The 26516-nt window shown below is 63.4% G+C and carries 26 protein-coding genes; 14 read left to right on the plus strand and 12 right to left on the minus strand.

The window, feature by feature from the left end; all coding sequences use genetic code 11:
* Positions 1-100: 100 nt before the first annotated feature.
* The 3 genes from cbiB to H1S03_RS00015 all read right to left on the minus strand — a co-directional run bounded on the left by cbiB (position 101) and on the right by H1S03_RS00015 (position 3197).
* A complete protein-coding gene (gene cbiB, locus H1S03_RS00005; RefSeq protein WP_185802609.1) occupies positions 101-1000 on the minus strand; it encodes an adenosylcobinamide-phosphate synthase CbiB in 900 nt (299 codons plus the stop codon).
* On the minus strand, positions 997-1953 hold the full coding sequence (locus H1S03_RS00010) for an aminotransferase class I/II-fold pyridoxal phosphate-dependent enzyme (protein ID WP_185802610.1): 957 nt from the start codon (positions 1951-1953) through the stop codon (positions 997-999). The genes cbiB and H1S03_RS00010 overlap by 4 nt, the downstream gene beginning before the upstream one ends.
* A gap of 233 nt (positions 1954-2186) precedes the next feature.
* Positions 2187-3197 carry a glutathione S-transferase family protein gene (locus H1S03_RS00015; protein WP_185802611.1) on the minus strand — a complete coding sequence of 337 codons (1011 nt, stop codon included), beginning with the start codon at positions 3195-3197 and terminating at the stop codon, positions 2187-2189.
* A gap of 210 nt (positions 3198-3407) precedes the next feature.
* Between H1S03_RS00015 and H1S03_RS00020 the strand changes: the two genes are divergently transcribed.
* The 4 genes from H1S03_RS00020 to H1S03_RS00035 all read left to right on the plus strand — a co-directional run bounded on the left by H1S03_RS00020 (position 3408) and on the right by H1S03_RS00035 (position 6913).
* On the plus strand, positions 3408-3743 hold the full coding sequence (locus H1S03_RS00020; RefSeq protein WP_185802612.1) for a hypothetical protein: 336 nt from the start codon (positions 3408-3410) through the stop codon (positions 3741-3743).
* Positions 3744-4043: 300 nt separating this feature from the next.
* Positions 4044-5642: an OpgC family protein gene (locus tag H1S03_RS00025; protein ID WP_185802613.1), complete on the plus strand. Its 1599-nt coding sequence runs from the start codon at positions 4044-4046 to the stop codon at positions 5640-5642.
* A 3-nt stretch (positions 5643-5645) separates the two neighbouring features.
* Positions 5646-6365, plus strand: coding sequence for a RibD family protein (locus H1S03_RS00030; RefSeq protein WP_221892543.1), 720 nt, complete (start codon positions 5646-5648; stop codon positions 6363-6365).
* The gene (locus tag H1S03_RS00035) at positions 6362-6913 is read left to right on the plus strand and encodes a cytochrome b (RefSeq protein ID WP_185802615.1); all 552 of its coding nucleotides are present in this window, start codon (positions 6362-6364) and stop codon (positions 6911-6913) included. The genes H1S03_RS00030 and H1S03_RS00035 overlap by 4 nt, the downstream gene beginning before the upstream one ends.
* Here H1S03_RS00035 and H1S03_RS00040 read toward each other — a convergent pair.
* Genes H1S03_RS00040 through H1S03_RS00055 form a run of 4 tightly spaced genes read right to left on the minus strand, consistent with a single transcriptional unit; the run spans position 6910 to position 10066 of the window.
* On the minus strand, positions 6910-7686 hold the full coding sequence (locus H1S03_RS00040; protein WP_185802616.1) for a class I SAM-dependent methyltransferase: 777 nt from the start codon (positions 7684-7686) through the stop codon (positions 6910-6912). The two genes, H1S03_RS00035 and H1S03_RS00040, sit on opposite strands and share 4 nt — an antisense overlap.
* Positions 7683-8705, minus strand: coding sequence for a glycosyltransferase family 4 protein (locus H1S03_RS00045; protein WP_185802617.1), 1023 nt, complete (start codon positions 8703-8705; stop codon positions 7683-7685). The genes H1S03_RS00040 and H1S03_RS00045 overlap by 4 nt, the downstream gene beginning before the upstream one ends.
* A complete protein-coding gene (locus tag H1S03_RS00050; protein ID WP_166193204.1) occupies positions 8702-9094 on the minus strand; it encodes a 6-pyruvoyl trahydropterin synthase family protein in 393 nt (130 codons plus the stop codon). The genes H1S03_RS00045 and H1S03_RS00050 overlap by 4 nt, the downstream gene beginning before the upstream one ends.
* A 12-nt stretch (positions 9095-9106) precedes the next feature.
* The gene (locus H1S03_RS00055; protein WP_185802618.1) at positions 9107-10066 is read right to left on the minus strand and encodes a zinc-dependent alcohol dehydrogenase; all 960 of its coding nucleotides are present in this window, start codon (positions 10064-10066) and stop codon (positions 9107-9109) included.
* A 38-nt stretch (positions 10067-10104) separates the two neighbouring features.
* Here H1S03_RS00055 and mdoH point away from each other — a divergent pair, with 38 nt between their 5' ends.
* From mdoH to H1S03_RS00075, 4 genes are all read left to right on the plus strand, one after another.
* Positions 10105-11922: a glucans biosynthesis glucosyltransferase MdoH gene (mdoH, locus tag H1S03_RS00060; protein ID WP_185802619.1), complete on the plus strand. Its 1818-nt coding sequence runs from the start codon at positions 10105-10107 to the stop codon at positions 11920-11922.
* Between the two features lie 89 nt (positions 11923-12011).
* Positions 12012-13007, plus strand: coding sequence for an N-acetyltransferase DgcN (gene dgcN / locus H1S03_RS00065; RefSeq protein WP_185802620.1), 996 nt, complete (start codon positions 12012-12014; stop codon positions 13005-13007).
* Positions 13004-13969 carry an N-acetyl-D-Glu racemase DgcA gene (gene dgcA / locus H1S03_RS00070; RefSeq protein WP_185802621.1) on the plus strand — a complete coding sequence of 322 codons (966 nt, stop codon included), beginning with the start codon at positions 13004-13006 and terminating at the stop codon, positions 13967-13969. The genes dgcN and dgcA overlap by 4 nt, the downstream gene beginning before the upstream one ends.
* 2 nt (positions 13970-13971) lie before the next feature.
* The gene (locus H1S03_RS00075; RefSeq protein WP_185802622.1) at positions 13972-14826 is read left to right on the plus strand and encodes a D-amino-acid transaminase; all 855 of its coding nucleotides are present in this window, start codon (positions 13972-13974) and stop codon (positions 14824-14826) included.
* Positions 14827-14922: 96 nt separating this feature from the next.
* Here H1S03_RS00075 and H1S03_RS00080 read toward each other — a convergent pair whose 3' ends face one another.
* Both H1S03_RS00080 and H1S03_RS00085 read right to left on the minus strand, forming a co-directional pair.
* Complete coding sequence (locus H1S03_RS00080; protein WP_166193185.1) at positions 14923-15219, minus strand: DUF1244 domain-containing protein; 297 nt, start codon at positions 15217-15219, stop codon at positions 14923-14925.
* A gap of 65 nt (positions 15220-15284) precedes the next feature.
* A complete protein-coding gene (locus tag H1S03_RS00085; RefSeq protein WP_185802623.1) occupies positions 15285-16025 on the minus strand; it encodes an N-formylglutamate amidohydrolase in 741 nt (246 codons plus the stop codon).
* A gap of 183 nt (positions 16026-16208) precedes the next feature.
* Here H1S03_RS00085 and pyk point away from each other — a divergent pair, with 183 nt between their 5' ends.
* The 6 genes from pyk (at position 16209) to pheT (ending at position 22722) form a co-directional block, all read left to right on the plus strand.
* The gene (gene pyk, locus H1S03_RS00090) at positions 16209-17654 is read left to right on the plus strand and encodes a pyruvate kinase (protein ID WP_185802624.1); all 1446 of its coding nucleotides are present in this window, start codon (positions 16209-16211) and stop codon (positions 17652-17654) included.
* Positions 17651-17878, plus strand: a complete 228-nt coding sequence (locus tag H1S03_RS00095; RefSeq protein WP_166193176.1) for a hypothetical protein — start codon at positions 17651-17653, stop codon at positions 17876-17878. The genes pyk and H1S03_RS00095 overlap by 4 nt, the downstream gene beginning before the upstream one ends.
* A 135-nt stretch (positions 17879-18013) precedes the next feature.
* On the plus strand, positions 18014-18214 hold the full coding sequence (gene rpmI / locus H1S03_RS00100; protein WP_166193173.1) for a 50S ribosomal protein L35: 201 nt from the start codon (positions 18014-18016) through the stop codon (positions 18212-18214).
* 15 nt (positions 18215-18229) lie between these two features.
* Complete coding sequence (rplT, locus tag H1S03_RS00105; RefSeq protein ID WP_166193170.1) at positions 18230-18601, plus strand: 50S ribosomal protein L20; 372 nt, start codon at positions 18230-18232, stop codon at positions 18599-18601.
* Between the two features lie 177 nt (positions 18602-18778).
* Positions 18779-19852 (plus strand): phenylalanine--tRNA ligase subunit alpha, encoded by a 1074-nt coding sequence (pheS, locus tag H1S03_RS00110; RefSeq protein ID WP_185802625.1) that lies wholly within the window; start codon positions 18779-18781, stop codon positions 19850-19852.
* Between the two features lie 455 nt (positions 19853-20307).
* Positions 20308-22722, plus strand: coding sequence for a phenylalanine--tRNA ligase subunit beta (pheT, locus tag H1S03_RS00115; protein WP_185802626.1), 2415 nt, complete (start codon positions 20308-20310; stop codon positions 22720-22722).
* A 33-nt stretch (positions 22723-22755) separates the two neighbouring features.
* Here pheT and H1S03_RS00120 read toward each other — a convergent pair whose 3' ends face one another.
* Genes H1S03_RS00120 through H1S03_RS00130 form a run of 3 tightly spaced genes read right to left on the minus strand, consistent with a single transcriptional unit; the run spans position 22756 to position 26515 of the window.
* A complete protein-coding gene (locus H1S03_RS00120) occupies positions 22756-24333 on the minus strand; it encodes an ABC transporter ATP-binding protein (protein WP_185802627.1) in 1578 nt (525 codons plus the stop codon).
* Positions 24330-25439, minus strand: coding sequence for an ABC transporter permease (locus tag H1S03_RS00125; RefSeq protein WP_185802628.1), 1110 nt, complete (start codon positions 25437-25439; stop codon positions 24330-24332). The genes H1S03_RS00120 and H1S03_RS00125 overlap by 4 nt, the downstream gene beginning before the upstream one ends.
* Positions 25436-26515, minus strand: coding sequence for a microcin C ABC transporter permease YejB (locus H1S03_RS00130; protein ID WP_166193155.1), 1080 nt, complete (start codon positions 26513-26515; stop codon positions 25436-25438). Before H1S03_RS00130 ends, H1S03_RS00125 begins: the two co-directional genes overlap by 4 nt.
* Position 26516 lies beyond the last annotated feature (1 nt).

Below are 26516 nucleotides of genomic sequence, written 5' to 3' on the forward strand. Positions count from 1 at the left end.
CCTCATCGCTCAGTTCATGTCGCCGCATCACAACCTCCTCTGTCGGAGATACTGAATCACGCGACGAACGAATGGGGAAGCCTGATTATGGGGACAGACCCTAGGCCAGCCAAAGCATCAGGCTCAACACCGCCAGCAAAGCCGTCAGCAAACCCCACGCCCGCCACATCAGCCGGGTCGCGGCCACGATGTCGCGCCGGGCGGGATCGCGGCCCTGCGGGTTCAGCCACGGGTCGTTCGACGGCCCTTCGGCATAGTCGCGCGGTCCGGACAGGCGCAGACCCAGGGCGGCGGCCATGGCGCTTTCGGGCCAGCCCGCATTGGGGGAGCGATGTCGCCGCGCATCGCGCCACATCACCGGCCAGACCGCCCGGTTCAGGGATGCGACCGCGATCAGGCATCCTGTCAGGCGGGCGGGGATCAGGTTCATCACATCGTCCAGACGGGCGGCGGCCCAGCCGAATGCCTCGTACCGGGCGGAGCGATGGCCGATCATGCTGTCAGCCGTATTCACCGCCTTGTAGATCAGCAAGCCGGGCAGCCCGGCCAGTACGAACCAGAACGCCGGCGCGACGACGCCGTCCGACAGGTTTTCCGCCCCGCTTTCGATTGCCGCCCGTGCAATCGCTGCTTCGTCGAGCGTTTCAGTGTTCCTGCCCACGATCATCGAGACGGCGTGTCGCCCCTGGTCCAACCCGGCATCCAAGCCCTCAGCCACCGCACGGACATGCGTGGTCAGGCTGCGCTGCGCCAGCAGGATCGCCACGATCACGATATGCAGCGGCCCGGGCAGGAACGACAGCACCCATCCCAGCCCGCCGGATGCGAGCAGCAGCAGGCAGAGCGCCAGCACGCCCGCGCGCCGTGAACGGTCGTTCAGGCGACGTTCCAAGGCGGCGACCATCTGTCCCATCCCGACGGCGGGATGGGGGATGCGCGACCACAGCCACGCCGGCTCACCCACCAGAGCATCCAGAAGCAGGGCGGCGGTCAGGATCACGCCAGCGCCCGTGCAATACGCTCCAGCCCGGACGCATCGGCGGGCAGGCCCAGCCTGATCCAGTCGGGCCGGTCCTCGAACACGCGGCTCCAGATATGATGGCGGGCCAGTCTGGTCTGCGTGGCGAGGCCGTCGTGCACCACATACAGCCGAAACAGGCTGGTGCCACCTACGATGCGCGCGCCGCTCATCGTCATCACCCGGTCCAGATGACCCGCCATCGACGCCAGATGAACCCGCGTATCCTCGGCCCAGTCGGGGTCGCTCAGGGCTTGCGTGCCGATCGTCAAGGCAGGGCCGGAGGCCGCCCACGGCCCCAGATGCTGCCGCAACAGACGGGCATTTTCCTGCGAGCAGATCGCGAAGCCCAAGCGCAGGCCAGCCAAGCCCCAAAACTTCCCGAAGCTTTTGAGCACGACGAAGTTCGGGTGGCTGGCATGCGCGACATGTGAGGCACAGCCGACATCCGCGAAGCTCTCATCCACGATTGTCAGGGTTGTGTCATGCGGTGTCACCCGGTGCAGCCGTCCGTCGGGATTGTTGGGGTGAACAACGATCCGCGTGGCCGGAACCACTTGCGACGGTTCCGTATCCTCCACCGCGAAGCCCGCTGCGCGAAAGGCCGCGGCATGCTCGTTATAGGTAGGGCCCGAGACATGCACCGGACCCGCCCCGGCCAGGGCCGGCATGGCCGCGATCAGGGCCGAGGCGCCGGGCGCTATGACGACCTCGGCCTCATCAGGTATGGCCCAGAAAACGCGCGCCGCGTCCTCCAGCGCCGCGAATGCGGCGCGGTCCGGCAGGTCGGTCCAGCTCGACATGTCGATGGGGGGGATCGGATAGGAATTGGGATTGATGCCGGTGGACAGATCGAGCCATCCCGCGCGTGTGCCCCCATGACACGCGATAGCACGATCCAGATCTCCGCCGTGCTCACGCTCTGGTCGAATCATGATTATTCAAATAACCTCAGGGTTGTTAGAAGTCCGCCTCGGATGCTAGGGTCACAGGACCATGCAGTTCAGGCGGGTTCAAGGGCAAGCGCTTCCGACGTGGGGAAGGAGTGCTGCGGGGGGTGAGTGACAGGCCCTGAAGAAGGGCGATGCCGATCTTGGCCGGGGGGCGGATCGGCGTCAGGTCAGGGATGCGAACAGCCGACAGGCCGTTTGCCCCAACCGATTGTCACTCACCCATTCTGCCCTTCAGGGCTGTCAGGCACGTCTGGGCCGCGACCATGCGGGCGCGTCCAGTCGGTGTTCGGCCCGACGGGAACGATCCGGTGCGGATTGATATTTGCATGACTGTAGTAATAGTGCCGCGCGATATGGTCGAAATGAACCGTCTCCGCGACACCGGGCCACTGGTACAGTTCCCGTGTATAGTCCCACAGATGCGGATATTCGATCAGCTTGGCGCGATTGCACTTGAAGTGCCCGTGATAGACCAGATCGAAGCGGAACAGCGTGACGGCCAGCCGCCAGTCCGCCTCGGTTATCCGCGCGCCCATCAGGTAACGACGCGTGGTGAGGCGATCCTCCAGCCAGTTCATCGTATCGTTGAGGGCACCCACAGCCTCATCATAGGCGGATTGGGTCTTGGCGAAACCAGCACGATAAACGCCGTTGTTCAGCGTTTCGTAGATGCGCGCGTTTACCGGCTCCATCTCCTCACGCAGGTCTTGCGGCCAGAAATCGAGGGTGTTGCCTGTCAAACCGTCGAACGCATCGTTGAAAATGCGGATGATCTCGGAGCTTTCGTTGTTGACGATGGTGCCGGTCTGCTTGTCCCACAGAACGGGCACGGTCACCCGGCCCGAAACGTCTGGATCGGCCTTGATATAGATCTCGCGCAGGAAGGATTTGCCGAACAGGGTGTCGCCCGTCGCGCCGGGAAACGTCTCGTCGAAGGTCCATCCATCGTCGAGCATGTGGGGATGCACGACGGAAATGCTGATATGGTCGGTCAGCCCCTTGAGCACGCGAAAGATCAACGCCCGATGCGCCCATGGGCAAGCATATGAGACATAGAGGTGATATCGCCCGCTTTGCGCCGCGAACCCCGTCTGCCCCGACGGCCCGGCGGTTCCGTCCGGTGTGATCCAGTTGTGAAACGATGTCGGTTTGCGATCGAATGAACCGTCATCGGTGTGGTCCAGCAAATCCTCACTGACCCATTTTCCTTCGACCAGCTTGCCCATGATGCTACCTCCCTGTTCAGCTGATTATGTGACGTAGGTCCTCGGCTGATAAGGGCGAAGTTTCGGGCTAAACTGTTTACGGCCCGACAGCGCGATATGCGCCTATTTGGTGGGTCGACACGAATCTTTCTTCGTGTTGGGGTAAGACGACTTAATATATCCGGTTTGGTCATGCGAACTCGGATCATGCTTCGCGAATGAGGGGATCAGATGGACATTCACCTGCCGGAACACATCGTGGCGGAGCTTGGGCATGTGGAGCCAAGCGACCGCAAACACCGGCTTCGTGTGCGTGACGGGTCGCTGGTCGTCGATGTGATCGACCTGGACGAGACTGGATTTTCCGTCGCATCCGATGCGGCCCCCCTGCGCGGTGCTGTGGCCGTTCTGGATGGCTCGCGTCATATCGCCGATTGCCTTATCGTGGCAGCTGAGGGCGAGGGGCGTATCATGCGCTACGAGTACAAGCGGTGGACGCAGGTCTCACCAAAGGCCCCCTTGGACTACGTTCGGGAGGAGAACGCGCCCATAGCCCTGTTGCGATAATCGCGGCGGACCTGTCGGGGGCAGGTGTGTCTACCGGATAGAACCGATATTGTGGTCCCGGTATTGCTGTCCGGGGCACGGTTTCCATAAGTCGCTCTTGCCCGGGCAGTGGCATCACAGGCGGGTGCGTGGCCTCGGCATGATGCCAACGTGCTGGCGAATGCACACTCGTCGATCACTTAGATGGAATGGATTGCTGCGATGCCGGACCTCGATGAGCATGGCGTTCCGACCGATCAGTCGCGCGCGCACGACCCGATCCGTGGCGGCCTGTCCCCGGGGCATTGAGAGACGGCGCAAATGACCACAGCTCAATCTGCTACCCCGCTGGCCACACCCGCGAAATATCGCGATCCCAGATTGGATTTCTTTCGCGGGCTGGCGATGTTCGTCATCCTGCTGGCGCATACGCCCGGCAATACGTGGACGTTGTGGGTTCCCGCGCGGTTCGGATTCTCGGACGGGGCGGATCTGTTCGTCTTCTGCTCGGGCATGGCGTCGGCGCTGGCCTTTGGCGGCATCTTCGCCAGGGCGGGATGGTGGCTGGGCACGGCCCGGATCGCGCACCGAATATGGCAAGTCTACTGGGCGCATATCGGCATCTTTCTGGTCACGGCGCTGCTGCTTTTTTCCATCGACCATTTCGGTATGGGCGACCCGGCGGTCCGCTATATCGAACGACCCTATATCGTGCCGTTCTTTACCCAGACGGGCGAGGCTTTGCTGGGTCTTCTGACGCTCGGCTATGTGCCGGGGCTGTTCGACATCCTGCCGATGTATATCGCTATCCTGGCGATGATTCCGGTTGTGATGTTGATCCATCGAGCGCTGGGAACCGCAGCTGTCCTAATCGCCGTGGGCGCAATGTGGCTGTGCGCCAACCTGTCGGGCTGGGCACTGGAGGTGGAAGACCCCGCCCCGCTGGGCACCTTCGGAGAAAGACTTTACGTGACAGGACAAGCGCTGTCCTTTCTGAGCCTGCCCGGCAATCCATGGGGTGATGGGCGCTGGTTCTTCAATCCATTCGCGTGGCAGATCGTCTTTTTCAGCGGCTTCGTCCTCGGCATGAAATGGGTGCCCGCCCCGCCGCGCAGTCGCAGGCTGTTTTGGGTGGCAGTTGTGTTCGTCCTCATGGTTGTGCCGTTCGCGTGGTTCAAGATCCATCGCGGCCTGTATCTGCCCGATGAATGGGCGGTCCAGAACTGGATCGAGGCAACGCGCGACGCCATCCGCCCTCTGTGGTGGAAAACGGAACAGGGCGCGTTGCGATATCTGCATTTTCTGGCCACCGCCTATATCGCGTGGATGCTGGTGGGCACCGGCGGCAGGCGGTTGAGCGAGGGTTTCGCGGCCCCGCGAGCGGCGAAGCCGCTGGCGCTCGCCCTGGCAGGCGTGGTGCTGGTGCTGACCGTTCCCTACACCTATGTCGATTCGATCAGAAACCACGTCCCGCCGCTGAACGATTTCTTCGTCTGGTTGCTGGACGACCGGGCACCGGCCCTGCTGGGCATAAGCCTGTTTGCCCATCCGGATCGCATCGGGCTGTTGCAGATCGCGCATCTGATCGCCGCGATCGTGCTGCTGTGGGCGGCGATTGGCGAGGCCGCCCGTCACTGGGTCACGCATGATCTGGTCGGGTATGTCGTGCCCGTCATTCGCAAGGTCGGGACGCAAAGCCTCGCCTGTTTCATGGTGTCGATCCCGCTGAGCCAGATCGACGGCTTGTTGCTGGACGTGATTGGGCGTGCGCCCTGGTCGTGGTGGCTGGTGAACTGCTTTGGCATGGGGATGCTGATCGCGACGGCTTACTTTGTCGGCTGGATCAAGGGCAGTCCGTGGCGCGGCACCGCACCCGCGACAGATGCGCCCGAAGTTGGGCGTGGTGCCCTTGCGCGCTAGGTCATGGCGAAACAGAGGAACGCCATGGATATCTCCACCAAGCCTGTCACACCGCTGCTGCCACGTCGATGTGAGACGGGGCCGGTGGTGATCGCGCAACTGGGGCAGACGCTGGACGGTCGCATCGCGACGGTCACGGGGGCCTCGAAATACATCAATGGCAGCGCGGCACTGGACCATCTGCACAGATTGCGCGCGCAGGTCGATGCCGTGCTGGTCGGGGTCGGCACCGCGATGGCGGACGACCCGCAACTAACGGTCCGTCGGGTCGATGGGGCACATCCTGCGCGGGTGGTGATTGACCCCAAGGGCCGCGCATCCGCCGGGCTGCGGCTGTTCGGTGATGGACAGGCGCCGGTATTCGTCGTGACCAGTCCGGGCGTCGCCGTTCCCGACGGGGCGACCCCGATCCGCATTGATCCGCGTGACGGCCAGTTGCCCCCTGGGGCCATCGTCGCGGCCCTGTCCGCGATGGGATTGCAGCGTTTGCTGGTGGAGGGCGGGGCGGACACGCTTGCACGATTCCTTGACGCGGACGCGGTCGATCTGCTCCATATCCTCATGGCTCCGATGATCCTGGGTTCGGGCAAGGCCGGTCTGGCGCTGAAGCCTGTCGAAAGCCTGAAGGAGGCCCGCAGGCCGCAAACCGGGGTTCACGTCTTCGATGACGGGGATGTCCTGTTCACCTGCGATCTGCGCCAGAATTGGGAGAGGGACGAATGACCTACACCTACCCGGCCGCGCGCCGTGCCCTGCACTGGATCATCGCGGTTCTGGTCCTGCTGATGCTGCCCTATGGGATGATCTTTACCGATTTCGACAACAAGCCCGTGATCGAGGGCATTCTGGGAACCGGATCGTTCGACGTGATGTACGATCTGCACAAAAGCACCGGGATCCTCATCCTGTGCCTGATGGTGATCCGGATCGTGCTGGCATTTCTTCAACCCAAACCACCATATCGTGCCCCCCTGACCAAGGCGGAGAAAGCAGGGTCGGGCGCGGTTCACGGTCTGCTCTATGCGCTGCTGGTCATCATGCCGGTTCTGGGATGGGTCGGGGTCAGCGCGTATCGCGCGCCTTTGCCGTTTTACGGCCTGTTTCAGGTGCCGCCCATCGTGGCGCAGAACCGCCCGCTGGCGGAGAATGCCTTCGAGTTGCACGAACTGGCGGCCAAGATCGTGATCGTGCTGCTGATCGCCCATATCGGTGCGGCGCTTTATCACGGGTTCGTCAAGAAGGACGGCTTGCTGCGGCGGATGCTGGGTTAGTCGCGCGGCAGGGCCAGCAGATCGGTATGACCGATGCGCACATGATCCGCCGCGGCCCTGCCGGCGGCCCAGTCCTCTAGCTGCGCGTCGGTCAAAGCGCCACTTTGCGCGACAGCCTCGGCGGATCCGGCGGCGAGGGCTGAGATCAGGTCGCGTTCCTTACCGTCCAGTATCCACGGGCTGTCGCCCAGCCAGACGCGGTGCGTCTCGCCAGCCAGCTTTTCTGCCAGGTATCGCGCGGCGTCCGGGCCCATGGCGGGGCCGAACCCCTTGTCCGTGCGCTGATGATCCAGAAAGGCGGCTTGCGCCACGCCCTCATGCGGTGGCTCCGGCGTCCAGACCTCCACCCCGTCATAGCTGAGCGCCATGTAGAGCGCCGTCCCGCGTGGCAGGGCACAGGCCAATCGGTCGAGCCATGTCGAGGAGGCAAGGTCGATCAGCGCGGAGCCGCAGATGATATCGGGTCGAACATCGCTGATCACGGCCTCCAGATCCTGAACCAGATCGAGATGGCGTGCCGGGGCGAAGGTCGGCTCATCGCCATGGCGGCGGTGGGCCTCTGCCAGCAGGGCGGTGTCGATATCCGTCAGGGTCCAATGGCCCCCCAGCGCGGGTGCCAATGCGCGATAGCTCGATCCGGTGCCGCTGCCTAGATCGAGAACGCGAACAGGCCGTCCGGCGGTCCAATCGGTCAGTCTGGCGATCAGGGCGCTGTCGCGGGCGCGACTGTCGGCGGGTTCGCGCAAGTTCAGCCAGTCGATGGAAAAACTCATGTCGCCACCCGGTTCAGAACATCGCGGATCACGCTCGCCGTATCCGGCCAGCCGGGCAGGGACAGCGCGTGGGCCCGCCCGCCGCTGGCCAGCCGTTCGGCCAGTTGCCCGTCGGTCAGCACCGCCCGCAGTGAGCGTGCCAGCGCGCGTGCATCGCCCGGTTCGGTCAGCAGCCCGGCCGTGCCGGGAACCACGTCGCTGACTGCGCCGCCTGCGCATCCGACGATGGGCAGACCGCTCAGCATCGCCTCGGTAAAGGCCATGCCGTAACCCTCGTAGTGGGAGGGCAGGCAAAACAGATCCGCCTGGCTGCGCAAATCGGTCAACGCTTGCTGTGAAATGGGGCCGATCTGTTCGATCCGGTCGTGCAAGCCGGTCTCCGCGATCAATGTTTGCAAAGTGTCGAACCATTCCGCGTCAGGTTTCGGCCCCGCCCAGATGGCCCGCCACGGCAGATCGCTGATCGAGGTGAGCGCCTCGATCAGCACGTCGTGCCCCTTGCGCGGGGTCAGGGATGCGACGGTCAGGATGATGGGCGGCGTTCCCGTGCGTGGGGCGACAGGGGCAGGATCCAATCCCGGCTCGGCCACATGAATGCGGCTTTCGTCCACATTGTACAGATCGTGCAAGGTCCGGGCCGTCGTCGTGCTGGTCACGATCACCGCTGCGGCGCGTTGCAGGGCGGCGCGCTCGCTGCTCATGAGCTGTTTCGCCGTTTCGGGCGCGATCCCCGTTTCCAACGCGAGGGGGTGGTGACACAATGCCACGATCGGGTTTGGCAGGGCGCTCAGCGCTTCCTGCGGGAACGCGCCGAAGGCCAGCCCGTCGATCAGAAGCGGGCCGTGCGCGCCCTTCAGCAGATCGAGACTGTGCGCCACATCCCCGTCCGAGGGGAACGGAAACCCGCCCGGCAGCGCCAGATGTGTCAGGTCCGGCAGTTCACGCAGCACCGCACGATCATAGGCGTAGCCGCCGCTGGTCGTGTTCAGGTCGCCGGGGATCGCGAAGGTGCCTGTCAAAGGGCGGCCTCGTACCAGGCCTTTGCCACATGGCTCTCGTTCAGGGTGATGCGCAGGGCGCTCAACCCATCCGCGCCAGGGCCAAGCGCACCGCGCGCCGCCGCCTGCGCGATTTCGCCGTGGATGTGGTGACACAGGAATTCCGTGGTCGTGACCTTGCCGGGGAAAACCTCGTCCAGATTGCTGTAGTTCAATGGTGACAGGACCGCCTTGAGCACATCGTGCGCACGGCCCATGTCCACGACGATGTTATCCTCGGACAGGGTTTCGCGGAAGAACGTCACGTCCACGACAAAGGTCGCGCCGTGCATCGCCTGGGCCGGGCCGAATACGTCGCCCTTCAGGCTGTGGGCGATCATGATGTGATCGCGAACCTCCACTGCAAACATCCGAATATCCTTTCAATATATGATCGCGGTCGCGATGCCGTCGGCATCCGGGGCGATCCGGGGGGGAATGTCACGCTCGGCATTTTCAAACGCGACCTCGTGGGTCAGCAACACGTCGAGGGCCGTGTCGTCAAGCAATCCTATCGCGGTGCGAATCCTGTCGGCGTAGCTGGTTGTGGATCGGTGCGAACGCGCGACATGGCCGACTTGCGAACAGCGGATCGACAGGCGTTGCGCGTGGAACGCCCCGCCAAGGGGGACCGTGATCTGACGGTCGCCGTACCAGCTCATCTCGATCACCTGACCTTCGAACGCCAGCGCATGGATTGCCGCGCTCAACCCGGATTCGCTTGCCGAGGTATGAAATACCGTGTGACACTCGGACAATGTTTCCGCGCGGGTGGTGAAACTCACGCGAAGTTCACTCGCCGTTTTTGCGCGGGCTCCTATCCTATCCACCAACGTAACATTCGCTTTTGCGATAGTGCGCGCCAGATAAGCCACCAGACAACCGACCAGACCGCCCCCGATCACGGCGACGCGGGCGCCGGGGGGCAGTTCGGCATCCCAGATCGCGTTCAGCGCGGTTTCCATATTCGCGGCGAGAGTCGCGCGCCTGACGGGCAGGTCCGTTGGCAACACATGCACCGCGTTGCGGTCGGCACGAAAGAAGGTCTGATGCGGATGCATCGTGTACACATTGCGATCCCGGATGTCGGACGGTCCCTCGATCACACGGGCGACGCAGGCATATCCGTATTTGATCGGCAGGGCGAAATCCCCCTCCTGATTGGGCAGGGCCATCCGCTGCCATTCCGAGCGTGGAACCAGACCGGCGGCGACGATCCGCTCCGTTCCGCGCGACAGGCCGGATGCGACTGTCTGCAACAGCAACTCACCGGTGCCCAGAGCACCCTCGCGGATCTCGACGCCGCTGCCTTGTCCCGTGTACCAGATCGCCTGCGCGCGCATGTCTTGTCCCCGTTCCGACCGATGCAAAGAGTAACCTCATGATCGAACACGTCCACCCGGTAGGGGCAGATGCCGGTCTCGCGCATGTGCGCACGCCTGCGGGTCTTCAGGATCGGCGCATCGTCACGCGTCGCCGACGGATCGTCTTCGCACTGAATTTTGTGTCGATGCTGGCGGTTCTGGCGGGGCTGGTTGTGGTTTTCGGCGTCGGGGGCTGGAACGTCACGGATATCGTGATCGTCGTATGCGTCTGTATCGGCGCGCCGTGGACCATCATGGGGTTCTGGAACGCGGTGATCGGACTTTGGCTGATGCACGGGGTTCGCGATGGGCTGGAACGCGCGGCCCCCCAGATGGTCGATGCTGATGCCACGGCCCCGATCAGCACCCGCACGGCCCTGACGATGTTCTTGCGAAACGAGCCGCCCGAACCCTCCATCGCCCGGTTGGTCGAGATGCGCAGATCGCTGGATGCGACAGGGTGGGGCGGCCATTTCGATATCTATATCCTGTCCGATACTGACGATGAGCAGATCGCGCGGCAGGAACGCCAAGCCTTCGATAAGGCCCAGGGATTGCTCGGTCCGACCGCGATCTATCGCCGGCGCACGGATAATGTCGGGTACAAATCCGGCAATCTGCGCGATTTCCTGCGCCACTGGGGACGCCGCTATGACTATTTCCTGCCGCTCGATACTGACAGCCTGATGTCGGGTGCGGCAATGGTGCGCATGGTGCGTATTCTACAGGCACATCCCCGGATCGGAATTTTGCAGAGCCTCGTCGTGGGCGCGCCTGCGACCTCGGCCTTCGCGCGGATCTTTCAGTTCGGGATGCGGCACGGGATGCGCAGCTTCACGCTTGGCGCGGCGTGGTGGCATGCCGATTGCGGGCCGTATTGGGGCCACAACGCATTGATTCGCGTCAATGCATTCCGCAAGCATTGCCGCTTGCCCACGCTTCCGGGGGGCAGTCCGCTGGGCGGGCATATCCTCAGCCACGATCAGGTCGAGGCCGTGCTGATGCGTCGCGGGGGTTTCGAATGCCGTATCATGCCGGTGGAGGGGGAAAGCTGGGAGGAAAACCCGCCGACCTTGCTCGATTTCACGAAACGTGACCTTCGCTGGTGTCAGGGCAACATGCAGTATGGGCGCATCCTGTTCTGGCGCGGCCTGAAACCGATGAGCAGGTTTCAGATATTCGCGGCGATGATGATGTATTTCGGTGCGCCCGCCTGGATGCTGATAACCGGGGCCGCGGCGTTGAAGCTGATGCACGGGCTGGACCAGCAGGTGAATGTGGCCTTCGGGCTGTCCATGTTCTTCGTGATGATCGGGATGAGCCTGTTCCCCAAGATCGCAGGCTGGATCGACGTGGCATTGCGACCGGGCGCTGTCGCCAGCTATGGCGGGAGGGTCCGCTTCGCACTGGGGGCGCTGACGGAAACTGTCTTTTCCATGCTGTTGGCCCCGGTTGTGGCATTCCGCGTGACGCTGTTTCTGATCGGTCTGGCGTTCGGGCGATCCGTGATCTGGGGTGGGCAGAACCGTGATCCCCATGCCTTGCCGTGGCGCGATGCGGTGGCAGGGCTTTGGCCGCAAACGGTTGCGGGATCGGTGCTGGGGGGATTGTTGCTGTGGCTTGAGCCTGCGGCGTTGCCATGGGCCGCCCCCGTTCTGGCGGGGCTGGCGCTGGCGATTCCGTTCGCCCTGTTGACCGCCTTGCCCGGGGCCGGGCGCTGGATGTATCGCCGGGGCCTGTGCGCGACGCCTGATGAGGTGCAGCCGAATCCGGTTTTGCATGGCGCGCAAATGGGCAGTCCGCCCCGAACCGTCCCTTCACCGCGTGCGGCGTGATCTGTTGAGCGGTCTGGCGCGCTTTCCTGTTTGACCATCCCCTCGGCTACGGCCTAGCGTCAGACGAATCTAACGCCGAGGATGCCACCATGATCGACGCCCCATATCTTCTGTTTCTGGGCGATGCGCCTGACCCGCTGGCCGCGAAGGTGGCGCAGGGTATCTGCGACTGGCGCCCGGACATGGCGATCGGCCAGTTCCGGCTGGACGGGTGCAAGGCGGATATGAAACTGGCCGACATGACCATCGCAGAGGCGGTCGAGGCGGGGGCCAAGACGCTGGTGATCGGCGTCGCGAACCGGGGGGGCGTCGTCTCCCCCCTCTGGCAGGACGTTCTGATCGAGGCGCTGGCATCCGGCATGGACATCGCCTCCGGGCTGCACAATCTGCTGCGCGACGAACCGGCCCTGGTCGAGGCGGCGCGCAAGCATGGGCGCACATTGCATGATGTGCGCATCCCGACGGTGAAATACCCCATCGCCAGCGGCGTGAAGCGGACCGGAAAGCGGTGCCTGGCCGTCGGGACGGATTGCTCGGTCGGCAAGATGTACACCGCCCTCGCCATGGATGCGGAGATGCGCGAACGGGGCATGAAGTGCACGTTCCGCGCCACCGGTCAGACGGGCATCCTCATCACCGGTGACGGCGTGCCGCTGGATGCGGTGATCGCGGATTTCATGGCCGGTGCGGTTGAATGGCTGACCCCCGACAACGATGCGGATCACTGGGATCTGATCGAGGGGCAGGGCAGCCTGTTCCATGCCTCCTATTCCGGTGTGACCATGGCATTGGTGCATGGCGGTCAGGCCGATGCCCTGATCCTGTGTCACGAGCCGACCCGCACGCATATGCGCGGTCTGCCCGATTACGATCTGCCGACACTCGAAGACCTGCGCGACACGGCGCTGCACCTCGCACGGCGGGTCAATTCCGCTTGTGAAGTCGTGGGGATCTCGATCAACACGGCCGCATTGTCCGACGCGGAGGCGGAGAAATACCTCACCGAGGTCGAGGCGCGCATGGGCCTGCCCGCCGTCGATCCGTACCGCCATGGGGCGGCGCGGCTGGTGGACGCGCTGTCGTGATCCGGGCGCGCGAGGACAGCTTCCGTCTGGCCGAGGTCTTTACGATTTCGCGCGGATCACGGACCGAAGCGAAGGTCGTCACGGTGGAGGTCGCGCGCGACGGTGTCGCGGGGCGTGGCGAATGCGTTCCCTACGCCCGCTATGGTGAGACGATTGCGTCTGTGCTGGCACAGATCGACGGGCTGGACCCCGGGATCGAACGGCACGCCTTGCAGGCGGCACTGCCCGCCGGGGCGGCGCGAAATGCCGTGGACTGCGCGTTGTGGGATTTGTGGGCAAAGCAGACCGGGCGTCCGGTGTGGGAGCTTGCGGGCCTGCCCGCACCGCACGCCGTGACCAGCGCCTTTACCCTGTCGATCGCGAAACCCGATGCGATGCGGGCGAGTGCGGCGAAACATGCCGCGCGCCCATTGCTCAAGACCAAACTTGGCGGCGGGCCGGATGACCTCGCCCGTATCCGCGCCGTCCGCGCCGGCGCGCCCGACGCCCGCATCATCGTGGATGCGAACGAGGGGTGGCGCGCCGCGCAGTATGAGGCATTGGCCCCGCAACTGGTCGCACTGGGCGTCGAACTGGTCGAACAGCCCTTTCCGGCGGGTGAGGATGACGCGCTGCTGCATCTCGACCGGCTGCTGCCGGTCTGCGCCGACGAAAGCTGCCATGATCGCGGCAGTCTGGACGCGCTGAAGGGCAAATACGACATGGTCAACATCAAGCTGGACAAGACCGGCGGTCTGACCGAGGCGCTGTCGCTCTACGACGCGGCGCGCACTGCCGGGTTTCAGGTGATGGTGGGCTGCATGGTCGGATCCTCCCTTGCCATGGCACCTGCGGTTCTGGTCGCCCAAGGGGCGGAGATCGTCGATCTGGACGGGCCGCTTCTGCTGGCGGAGGATCGCAATCCCCCGCTCGATTTCATCGGCGCGGAGGTTCAGCCCCCACGCCCCGAGCTTTGGGGATAAGCATGTCGCGCATCGTTTACGTCAACGGGGAGTTCGTGCCCGAGGAAGACGCCAAAATCTCGGTTTTCGACCGGGGGTTCCTGTTCGCGGACGGGGTCTACGAGGTGACGTCGGTCCTGGATGGCAAGCTGGTGGACTTTCCCGGTCACATGACCCGGCTGGGCCGCTCGCTGTCCGAATTGCAGATGGACGCGCCGGTTTCGCAGGAGGAGATGGAGGCGATCCATCGCCGCCTGATTGCCGATAACGATCTGGTCGAGGGGATGATCTACCTTCAGGTCACGCGCGGCGCGGCGGATCGCGATTTCGCGTTTCCCAAGGATACCAAACCCTCGCTGGTGCTGTTCACGCAGGCCCGGGATCTGGTGAATGCCCCGGCGGCGGCCACGGGTCTGAAAATCGCGTTCGTCGATGACATTCGCTGGGGCCGGCGCGACATCAAGACGGTGCAGTTGCTCGCCCCGTCACTGTGCAAGATGGCCGCGAAGGCGCTGGGATGCGACGACGCATGGATGGTTGAGGATGGACACATCACGGAAGGAACATCCAACAACGCCTATATCGTGACCAAGGACGGGGCCATCGTCACCCGCAACCTCAGCAATTCGATCCTGCACGGCATCACCCGCGCCGCCGTTCTGCAACTGGCGGCGGAGGCGCAGATCCGGGTGGAGGAACGCGCCTTTACGCCGGATGAGGCGCGCGACGCGCAGGAGGCCTTCGTGACGGCCGCGTCCTCCTTCGTCATGCCGGTGGTCGAGGTTGACGGCGTCACGCTGGGCAATGGCAAGCCCGGCCCGATCGCGAAACGCCTGCGGGAATTGTACGTCGCAAAGGCGCGGGCCGCCGCGATTTGAGCGAACATGCCTGCGGCACTGCGCAGTGATGCGTCGTGCCGCGATGACCTTCTGAGCCATTGGTGGTGTTATTCAGTGCGCCTTTGGCAGTACTTATCAATGCGCCTTTGGCGCAGTGGCGAAGGCAGCCTTCTGCGCGTCCGTCGCTTCGGATTGATATTTCTCGACCCATTCGGAATAGGGCATGCCATAGACGATTTCGCGCCCCTCGGTCTTGTCCATCTCGATGCCTCGGGCGTTTGCTTCCTCCTGATACCAGCGGCTCAGGCAATTCCGACAAAACCCGGTCAGGTTCATCATGTCGATGTTCTGCACGTCGGTGCGGCTGCGCAAATGATCGCGCAGGCGGCGAAAGGCGGCGGCTTCGAGTTCGATTTGCGTCCGGTCGTCCATGTCAGTCCTCCGTTTCATACTCGATGTAGGGCGGCACGGGCCCATATTTCCAGTAGCCCGACCAATTACAGACCCGACACGATCCGTTCGAGATGCGGCGCAAGCCGTGCGGCCCAGGCGTTCTGCCCGGCTTCATCCGCGATCAGATCGTTGCGGATCTCGATCAGGACGTTGGGAAGCCCTTGTTGCATCGCGTGGCGGTCCTGACTGTCGTCGCCATATTTACCGGGATACGGTTCGTTGTTCCCGACGCAGAATCCCTCCGCCTGCAGGGCCGCGATGATCGGCAGGGCCATGCGCCCGTCGATTTCGTCCCACAGGATGCCGACATGCCACGGGCGGGGCGGACGCCCGATCAATTGCGGGGTGTAGGAGTGTATCGCGACAATGGCCGGGGTGACGCCCCCGGCGCGGTTTCGCGCGATGTGGGTGTCGATGGCGTCATGATAGGGGCGGAAATAGGCCTCGATCCGGCGTGCGACCTCTGCGGCATCGGCGTGGCGATTCCCCTCGATGACGGAGCGGTCGTAGATGCGGCGCACAAGTGTCGGATCACGCTCCGACCTGTTGGGGTCGATCACGATGCGGCTGAACCGCGACAGGATTGCCGTGGCCCCCAGCATGTCGGCCAGCGCGAGCGTGACGCCCCGCGCACCCACGTCGTAGGCGATGTGCCGTGCCATGTCCTGTTCGCTGAGCCCGATATCGCCGATGGCGTCGGGCACGCGGTTCGAGGCATGGTCGCAGGTCAGGATGATCCGTTCGTTCGAGCCGCCCTGGTGAATCTCGTGGCTGTCAAGGATCATCTGGGCCGCTCCGGTCTGATTGTTTTCGGTGTGTAGCGCCGGGAGAGATGCTATTCCAGTCGTACAGCCCTCAAAAAGACAGGATATGTCCTGCTTTTTGCGCGACATGACAGGTTTGGACCAGTAAAGACCGAGGCGACCGAACCGCTTTGAGCTTCCGGCTCCGGACAAAAGGAATACGATATGAAACGCGACCGCCGAGTGAAAATCGTGGCTACCCTTGGCCCTGCATCCTCGAGCCGCGCCATGATAAAGGCCCTGTTCGTCGCAGGTGCCGATGTGTTCCGCCTGAACATGAGCCATGGCAGTCATGAGGAAATCTCCGAGCGGCACCAGCTGATCCGTGAAATTGAGCATGAGATGGGCCGGCCCATCTGCATTCTGGCCGACCTTCAGGGGCCCAAGCTGCGCTGCGGCACCTTCGCCGATGGCCCGGTGGAGTTGGAGGAGGGGCAGCCCTTCCGTTTCGATCTGGACGACGTGGCCGGTGACGCGACGCGCGTGCAGCTCCCGCACCGGGAGATATTCGAGGCTTTGCAGGAGGGGTCCACTCTTCTGGTGAACGACGGAAAGATCCGCCTGCGTGTGAAATCGTGCGACAGCGAAAGCGCCGATTGCGTGGTCGAGGTCGGCGGAGAGATCTCCAACCGCAAGGGCGTCAACGTGCCCGACGTGGTTCTGCCCCTCGCCGCGTTGAGCGAGAAGGACCGCGCCGATCTGGAATTCGTCTGTGATCTGGGCGTGGACTGGCTGGCGTTGAGCTTCGTCCAGCGGGCCGAGGACGTGCTGGAGGCCCGCAGCCTGGCCAAGGGTCGTGCGGCGCTGATCGCCAAGATCGAAAAGCCCGCCGCCGTGCGCGCGTTCGATGAAATCCTGGAGGCAAGCGACGGTATCATGGTCGCGCGCGGCGATCTGGGCGTGGAACTGCCGGTTCAGGCCGTTCCTCCGATCCAGAAGAAGTTGATTCGCAAATGCCGCGAACTGGGCAAGCCTGTGATCGTCGCCACCCAGATGATGGAGAGCATGATCTCCGCCCCTGTTCCGACCCGCGCCGAAGTTTCCGACGTGGCCCACGCGATCTACGAAGGGGCCGACGCGGTCATGCTGTCCGCGGAATCCGCCGCCGGCGATTACCCGGTGGAAGCAGTTCAGACCATGGACAACATCGCGGTCGAGGTTGAGCAGGACGAGGTGTACCGCCAGATCATCGAAGCCAGCCGCACCCGCGCCAGCCGCGGCATGGCCGACGCGATCACCACCGCCGCGCGTGAAGTCGCGGAAACGATCGAGGTCAAGGCGATCTGCTCGTTTACCCAATCGGGCACGACGGCGATCCTGGCCAGCCGCGAAAAACCGCGCGTGCCCGTCATCGCGTTGACGCCGCTGATCGGCACGGCGCGTCGGCTCAGCCTGGTGTGGGGGCTGCACTGTGTCGTCACCTCACCTGTGGACCGGTTCAAACTGGCCGTCGTCGCCGCCGTGCGTGCCGCCGTCAGCGAGGGGTTCGCGGATGAGAGCGACAAGATCATCGTGACGGCTGGCGTGCCCTTCAACACACCGGGCACCACGAACATCCTGCGGGTCGCGCCCTGTCGTGAGAAGGAAATCTATGAGGGTGAGCAGGGATGACGGGTCTGCTCTGGCTGCTGTTCGCCTTTGGCCTCGCGACGCTGGGCATGATCGGCCGTTCGGTCGAGGCGCTGGTCGGTGGGCAGCGGACATTGGTCCGGGCCGCCGGATGGTCCGGCCTCGCCCTTGGGATGGGCCTGTATATCGAACTTGCCACTCCCGCGCCCGCCAGTTTCACCGCCGTCATGCATGCGCTGATCCGGGTGGCCGCCGAAATCTTTTGATGCGCGCGGGGGTGCAGGCCATCGCCGCTTGCACTTCACGCCCCGCGGCCCTATAGCAACCGCTCAATCCCGATGCGCCCGGCGAACAAGGGCTGCCGAGTCGCATCATCACGACCTCTTCGAAAGGAGATCGAAATGCCCAAGATGAAGACCAAGTCGAGCGCGAAGAAGCGCTTCAAGATGACCGCCTCCGGTCGCGTGAAAGCTGGCCAGGCAGGCAAGCGTCACGGCATGATCAAGCGTACCCGCAAATTCATCCGCAACGCGCGCGGCACCACCATCCTGTCCAAGCAGGATGAAGGTATCGTGAAGACGTACATGCCGTATAACCGCTGATAGGAGGGCGCATAAATGTCACGAGTTAAGTCTGGTACCGTTACCCACGCCCGCCACAAGAAGGTCCTGAAAAAGGCCAAAGGTTATTACGGCGCGCGTTCCACCAATTTCCGCACCGCAACCCAGGCGGTCGACAAGGCGCAACAATACGCGACCCGCGACCGCAAGGCACGCAAGCGGTCCTTCCGCGCGTTGTGGATCCAGCGGATCAATGCCGGCGTTCGCGCCCATGACGAGGCGCTGACCTACAGCCGCTTCATCAACGGTCTGAACCTGGCGGGCATCGAAGTGGACCGTAAGGTTCTGGCCGATCTGGCAGTGCATGAGCCCGACGCGTTCAACGCGATCGTGGATCAGGCCAAGGCGGCCATCCCCGCCGCTGCGTAAAACCGCAGTCGCAGATATCACGAAAGGCTCCGTTGCGAAGGCAGCGGGGCCTTTTGCGTTTGGTGTTCCTTTTTGCTCGCTTTTGCGTTGCCCGCTCTTCCAACGTCGAAATCGTGGCTGAGCTTGCATTCGGACGTCTATGTGGTACCTCCGGCGCACGTTCAGACTGAGGGCCACATGACCGATCTCGACACTTTGCGCCAAAGCTGGCTGACCCGCATCGCCGACGCCTCCGATGAAGCCGCGCTGGAGGAGGCGCGCGTCGCCGCCATCGGCAAGAAGGGGGAGGTCAGCCTGAAAATGCGCGAACTGGGCAAGATGTCGCCCGAGGAGCGTCAGACCGCCGGTCCCGCGCTCAACGCGCTCAAGAACGAACTGACCTCCGCCCTGGCGGCCCGCAAGGAAAGCTTCGCCAACGCCGCGCTGGAGGAGCGTTTGCGCTCCGAATGGATGGATGTCAGCCTCAGCCCGCGCCCGATGCGCCAGGGCTCGATCCACCCGATCAGCCAAGTGACCGAGGAGGTTACGGCGATTTTCGCGGACATGGGCTATTCCGTGGCCGAGGGTCCGCAGATCGAGACGGACTGGTACAATTTCGACGCGCTCAACATTCCCTCGCACCACCCCGCGCGGGCGGAGATGGACACGTTCTACACCGCACGGGCCGAGGGCGACGACCGCCCGCCGCACGTCCTGCGCACCCACACCTCCCCGGTGCAAATCCGGCACATGCAAAAACACGGCGCGCCCTGCCGCATCATCGCGCCGGGCCGCGTCTATCGCGCCGATTACGACCAGACCCACACGCCGATGTTCCATCAGGTCGAGGGGCTGGCCCTGGGCGAAGACATCTCCATGGCGAATCTGAAATGGACGCTTGAGGAATTCTTCTCCGCCTTCTTCGGACGTGAGGTTCGCACCCGGTTTCGCGCCTCGCACTTCCCGTTCACCGAACCCTCGGCCGAGGTCGATATCCAGTGTTCGTGGGAAAACGGTCAGGTCCGCGTGGGGGAGGGCGACAGTTGGCTCGAAGTCCTCGGCTCCGGCATGGTGCACCCGCATGTGCTGAAATCCGGCGGCATCGACACGACGAAGTTTCAGGGCTTCGCCTTCGGCATGGGCATCGACCGGATGGCGATGCTGAAATACGGCATTCCCGACCTGCGCGCCTTCTTCGACAGCGACTTGCGCTGGCTGCGCCACTACGGCTTCAGCGCGCTCGACCGCCCGATGGTGCAGGCTGGTGTTTGAGTTGGCGACAATTACTATTGGGATTGTGGTCTCAGCGTTAGGATTTATCTTCGGACGAATTTTTTCGGAGTCCCAAGCGGTTCTTAAAGAAAAGCGTCGTGTATATGAGGCGTTTCTTACCGAAGGTCCCGTTCCGAACGATGCTTACTCCGATTGGTCTTCGGAGTTGGATCTTAAACGGGCCGAGGCATTAGGACGAGTATATGGACCTGTCCTATTCTATGGATCGCCAAATGTGACTCTCGCAATTAGCGCATACATCGCAAAATTTCACGAGGCTGATGCAGAGTTGTCACCATCCAGTCCACCACTGCACCCGAAGTACAAAGAGCTAGCGCGAGCACAAAATGATGTAATTTTGGAAATGCGTCGAGATGCGTTTGGATGGTCCATATTCGGGTATCGAGGCAAATCAAGAGTGCCAAGTATGTCCAGTAATACGCTAGGATAAAGTTATGAAATTCACCCTGAACTGGCTGAAGGATCACCTCGATACCGAGGCGTCCCTCGATGAAATTCTTGATGCGCTGACCGATCTGGGGTTGGAGGTGGAGGGCGTGGACGATCCTGCCGATCGCCTCGGCACCTTCCGCATCGGCTATGTCAAGGCGGCGGAGAGCCATCCCGACGCCGATCGCCTGCGCGTGTGCACGGTCGAAACTCACAAGGGTGAGCAGCAGATCATCTGCGGGGCGCCCAATGCCCGCGCGGGGATCAAGGTCGTGGTGGCCCAGCCCGGCGACTATATTCCCGGCCTCGACACCACCATTCAGGTTGGCAAGATCCGGGGAGTCGAAAGCTTCGGCATGATGGCGTCCGAGCGGGAGTTGGAACTGTCGGACGAGCATGACGGCATCATCGAATTGCCCGAAACAGCCGAGGTTGGCCAACGCTACATCGACTTCGCCGGCATGAACGATCCGACCATCGAGATCGCGATTACTCCGAACCGTCCCGACGCACTGGGTGTGCGGGGCGTGGCGCGTGACCTTGCCGCTCGCGGCATCGGCACGCTCAAGCCCGCCGGGGTGGCGCAGATCAAGGGTACGTTCGACAGCCCCATCGCCGTATCGCTGACCGACGAAGTGGCAGGCGGCGCGTGCCCGCTCTTCACCGGACGAATGATCCGGGGCGTCACGAACGGACCGTCGCCCAAATGGATGCAGCAACGCCTGATTGCCATCGGCCTGCGTCCGATTTCGGCTCTGGTCGATATCACCAACTACGTGACCTATGACCGCGCCCGCCCGCTGCACGTCTTCGATGCTGGCAAGGTGACGGGCGACATCCATGTGCGCTTCGCCAAGGAGGGGGAGAGTATCCTCGCCCTCGACGGCAAGGAATATGCCCTGACCCCCGAAATGACCGTCGTGGCCGACGATGCAGGGGCCGAGGGGATCGGCGGCGTGATGGGCGGTGAGGTGACCGGCTGCACGGCGGACACGACGGATGTTTTCGTCGAATCCGCGTGGTTCGATCCGGTGCGCACGGCGCATACCGGGCGCGCGCTCAAGATCAATTCCGACGCGCGCTATCGCTTTGAGCGGGGCGTCGATCCGGCCTTCACCCGCGACGGGATCGAGCTTGCGACCAAGCTGATCCTCGACATTTGCGGTGGTACCCCCTCGGACGTGGTGCTGGCAGGCGCGGTGCCCGATACCGCGCGCAGCTATACGCTGGATCCGACACGGGTCGTCAGCCTGGTGGGGATGGAGATCGCACGAACCGAACAGATCCGCATTCTCGAAGCTCTCGGCTTTGCCTGCAAGGACAGCGGCACCACGGTCGAGGTGGCGGTGCCCTCATGGCGCCCCGACGTGCATGGTGAGGCCGATCTGGTCGAGGAAGTCGCCCGCGTCGCCTCTCTCACCAAACTCGAAGGCAAGCCGATGCCCCGCCTGTCGCCCGGCGTGGCCCAACCGGTGCAGACGCCGATGCAAACCCGCCTGATCGCCGCGCGGCGCAAGGTGGCCAGCCTGGGCTACAACGAATGCGTCACCTACAGCTTTATCCAGCAGGATCACGCGGCGCTGTTTGGCGGGGGCGGTGAGGACGTCCGGCTCGAAAACCCCATCAGTTCCGAGATGAGCCACATGCGCCCGGATCTGCTGCCCGGCCTGCTGACCGCTGCGGCGCGCAATCAGGCGCGGGGCTATGCCGATCTGGCTCTGTTCGAGGCAGGCATCGCCTTTGACGGAGGGGAGCCGGGGGACGAGGTGCTTTCCGTATCCGGCTTGCTGACCGGGCACACCGCGCCGCGCAATGCGCATGGCACGCGTCGGGCCGTGGACCTCTATGATGCGAAGGCGGATGTGGAGGCACTGCTGGCGGAGCTTGGCGCGCCGGTTGATCGCCTGATGCCCCTGCGCAACGCGCCCGACTGGTTCCATCCCGGCCGGTCCGCCGTGCTGGGTCTGGGGCCGAAGAACCCGCTCGCCGTGTTCGGTGAACTGCACCCGCGCGTCCTGTCCGCGATGGGGATCAAGGGAGCGGCGGTGGCCTTCACCATGTTCCCGGCCAAGGTGCCGTTCCCCAAGCAGAAATCCTCCACCCGCGCCGCGCTGGTATTGGCTGATCTACAACCGGTGGAACGCGATTTCGCCTTTGTCGTCGATGCCGATGTCGAGGCGGACAAGCTGGTGCGTGCAGCGAAGGGTGCGGACAAGAAGCTGATCGCCGATGTCAGCGTCTTCGACGTGTTCGGCGGGGAAAAGGCCGCCGCGCAGATGGGTGAGGGGCGCAAATCCGTCGCCATCGCGGTGCGCCTGCAACCCACCGACGCGACCCTGACCGACAAGGAGATCGAGGCGGTCAGCGCCAAGGTCATCGCCGCCGTGGGCAAGGCGACCGGCGGAACCCTGCGCGGCTAGGCCAGCATCACTCAGACCCGTAGGGGCATCCCGTCAGAGATGCCCCTTCAGCGCCGCGCTCATCAACTGCCGGGTATAGGGATGTTGTGGACGGTCGAAGATCGTGGCGACGTCGCCTTCCTCCACCACATCGCCGCGCTTCATCACCATGACGCGGTGGCTCATCGCGCGTACGACCTTCAGATCGTGACTGATGAAGATATAGGCGAGGCCGTAGCGGGCCTGCAAATCGCGCAGCAACGCCACGATCTGTACCTGCACCGTCATGTCCAGCGCCGAGGTCGGCTCATCCAGCACGACGACCTTGGGCCGCAGGATCATCGCCCGCGCGATGGCGATGCGCTGTCGTTGTCCACCGGAGAATTCGTGCGGGTAGCGGTCCATCGCGGCAGGGTCGATCCCGACTTCCTCCAACATGTCCGCGACGAGCTGGCGCCGATCCGCCTTGGCCGTGGTGCCGTGTACGCCCAGACCCTCTGCCACGATCTCCACCACGCTCATGCGGGGTGAGAGGGAGCCGAACGGGTCCTGAAACACCATCTGGATGTCGGCGCGCACGGGGCGCAGCGCCCGGTTCTTCAGCCCCTGAATGTCCCGCCCCAGCAGCACGATCGGCCCGTCGGAGGAGATCAGGCGCATGACCGCCAGGGCCAGCGTCGTCTTGCCCGATCCCGATTCCCCGACCACGCCCAGCGTTTCCCCCGCGCGCAGGCGGATCGTGGCCGCGTTCACGGCCTTCACATGGCTGGTGGTCCGCTTGAGCAGGCCCGTCTTGACCGGAAACCAGATGCGCAGATCGTCGGTCCGCACCAGTTCGGGTGCATCGTCGGGGATCGGGGCAGGGGCGCCTGATGGCTCCGCCCCCAACAGCTTGCGCGTGTAATCGTGTTGCGGATCGTCGAAAACCTGATGCGTCGGCCCGGTTTCGACGATCACACCATCCTTCATCACGCAGACCCGATCCGCGATGGAGCGTACGATGGTCAGGTCATGGGTGATGAACAACATGCCCATCCCCTCATCGCGTTGCAGCGTCTTGAGCAGGTCGAGAATCTGCGCCTGAATGGTAACGTCCAGCGCGGTCGTCGGCTCATCCGCGACCAGCAGCTTCGGCCCATTGGCCAGCGCCATCGCAATCATCACGCGCTGCCGCTGCCCGCCCGACAATTCATGCGGATAGCTGTTCAACCGATCCTGCGGGTTCACGATGCCCACACGGTCGAGCAATTCGATGATCCGCTTGCGCGCGGCCGAACCGCTCAACCCCTGGTGCAGCGCGAGGCTCTCGCCCAACTGCTTTTCCAGCGTGTGCAACGGGTTGAGCGAAGTCAGGGGTTCCTGAAAGATAAAGCTGATGTCGTTGCCGCGAATCTCACGCAGGGTCTTGTCGCTGGCACCGATGATTTCGCGCCCCTGAAACGTAACGGAGCCTTCGACCGTCGCCACATCCGGCAGCAGATCGACGGTGGACAGGGCCGTCAACGATTTGCCCGACCCGGATTCACCGACCAGCGCGACCGTTTCACCCGCCTCGACTGCGAAGCTGACGCCCTTGACCGCCTGCATTTCGCCGAAGGACACGCGCAGATTACCGACTTTCAGCAAACTCATGCCAGCACCTTGCGCGGATCGAACGCGTCCCGCACCCCTTCAAAGACGAAAACCAGCAGCGACAGCAGGATCGCGAAGGTGAAGAACGCGGTGAAGCCCAGCCAGCTTGCGTGCAAATTCTCCTTCGCCTGCAATGTCAGCTCTCCCAGCGAGGGGTAGTTGGATGGCAGGCCGAAGCCCAGATAGTCGAGCGTGGCCAGCCCGCTGATCGAACTGGTGATCAGAAACGGCATCAACGTCACCGTCGCCACCATTGCGTTCGGCAGGATGTGGCGGAACATGATGACCCGGTCACTGACGCCGAGCGCGCGTGCCGCCCTGACATACTCGAAATTGCGGGCGCGCAGGAACTCCGCTCGCACCACACCGACCAGTGCTGTCCATGAAAACAGCGACATCAGGCCGACCAGCAGCCAGAAATTCATGGTGAAGATCGCAGCCGCGATGATGATGACATAGAGGAACGGTGTCCCGCCCCAGATCTCGATGAAGCGTTGGAACAGCAGGTCCGTCCAGCCACCGAAATAGCCCTGGATCGCCCCCGCCGCGATGCCGATGACAGACGATATTCCAACCGTGGCGATGGCGAACAACAGTGATGTGCGCACGCCGTAGATCACCCGCGCCAGCACGTCGCGCGTCGTGTCATCGGTGCCCAGCCAATGATTGGCGTCGGGCGGGCTGGGGGCGCGAAACACGTCGTCGTTTACGGTGTCGAAGGAATAGGGGATCGGGGGCCAGACGATCCAGCCAGCCTCGATCGGGGCACCTGCGACGGTGCCGCTCTCGGCCTCGGCCAGAATTTCCTCCGGCTCGTAATAGCAATCCTCGATTCCGCCGGTGCGGATCAGGCACTGGATCGCCCGATCCTTGAAATCGACGTTCAGGCCGGGATCGCCGCCGAAATCCGATTCCTCATAGGTGCCCGCGAATACGGGGAAGCTGATCTCCCCGCGAAAGGACACGACCAGCGGTTTGTCGTTGGCGATCAGTTCAGCGAACAGCGACAGTACGAACAGGGTGAGGAAAATCCACAGCGACCAGAAGGCGCGACGGTTCGATCTGAACGCCGCGATGCGTCGTTTTTGCAGGGGATTGAGTGTCATGTATTCCGGCTCTCGAAATCAATGCGCGGATCGACGAGGACATACATCAGATCCGACAGGATACCGACGATCAGACCGACCAGACCGAAGAAGAACAACGTCCCGAACACCACCGGATAATCGCGCCCCACCGCAGCCTGAAAGCCGAGCAGCCCCAGACCGTCGAGCGAAAAAATCGTTTCGATGATCAGGCTGCCGGCAAAGAAGACCGACAGGAACAGCCCCGGAAAACCCGCGATGATGATCAGCATGGCATTGCGGAACACGTGTCCGTATAGCACTTGCCGTTCGCCCAGCCCCTTGGCGCGGGCGGTCATCACGTATTGCTTGCGAATCTCGTCGAGGAACGAATTCTTGGTCAGCAGGGTCAGAGTGGCGAAGCTGGCAATCGTCGTCGCCGTCACCGGCAGGGCGATGTGCCAGAAATAGTCGAGCACCTTTCCCACCAGGCTCAGCTGATCGAAATTGGCCGAGGTCAGCCCCCGTGCGGGGAAAATCTGGAAATACGAACCGCCCGCAAACAGGACCAGCAGCATGATCGCGAACAGAAAACCCGGGATCGCATAGGCCACGATGATGATGCCCGAAGTCCAGGTGTCGAAGCGTGATCCGTCCCTGACCGCCTTTCGAATGCCCAGCGGGATCGAGATCAGATAGGCGATCATCGTGGACCACAATCCCAGAGAGATCGAGACCGGCATCTTTTCCAGCACCAGATCGACAACAGAGATGGAGCGCTGGTAGCTCTCTCCGAAATCGAAGCGCATGTAGTCCCACATCATGTTGAAGAACCGCTCCAGCGGCGGTTTGTCGAGACCGTATTGCGCCTCCAGCTCCGCGATGAAATCAGCGGGCAGGCCGCGTGCGCCCTGATAGTCCACATCGCCGCTCTGACCGACATCGCCACCGGCACCGCCGGTGATGCGGTCGGTGACGCCGCCCTCGCCATTGATCTCGGCTATGATCTGCTCGATCGGGCCGCCGGGCACGAATTGAACCAGTGCGAAATTGATCACCATGATCCCGAACAGGGTGGGTATGATCAGCAGCAGACGTCTTAGGATATAGGCCCCCATG

Origin of the sequence: Pontivivens nitratireducens (assembly GCF_014235845.1) — a bacterium.
Taxonomy (GTDB): domain Bacteria; phylum Pseudomonadota; class Alphaproteobacteria; order Rhodobacterales; family Rhodobacteraceae; genus Pontivivens; species Pontivivens nitratireducens.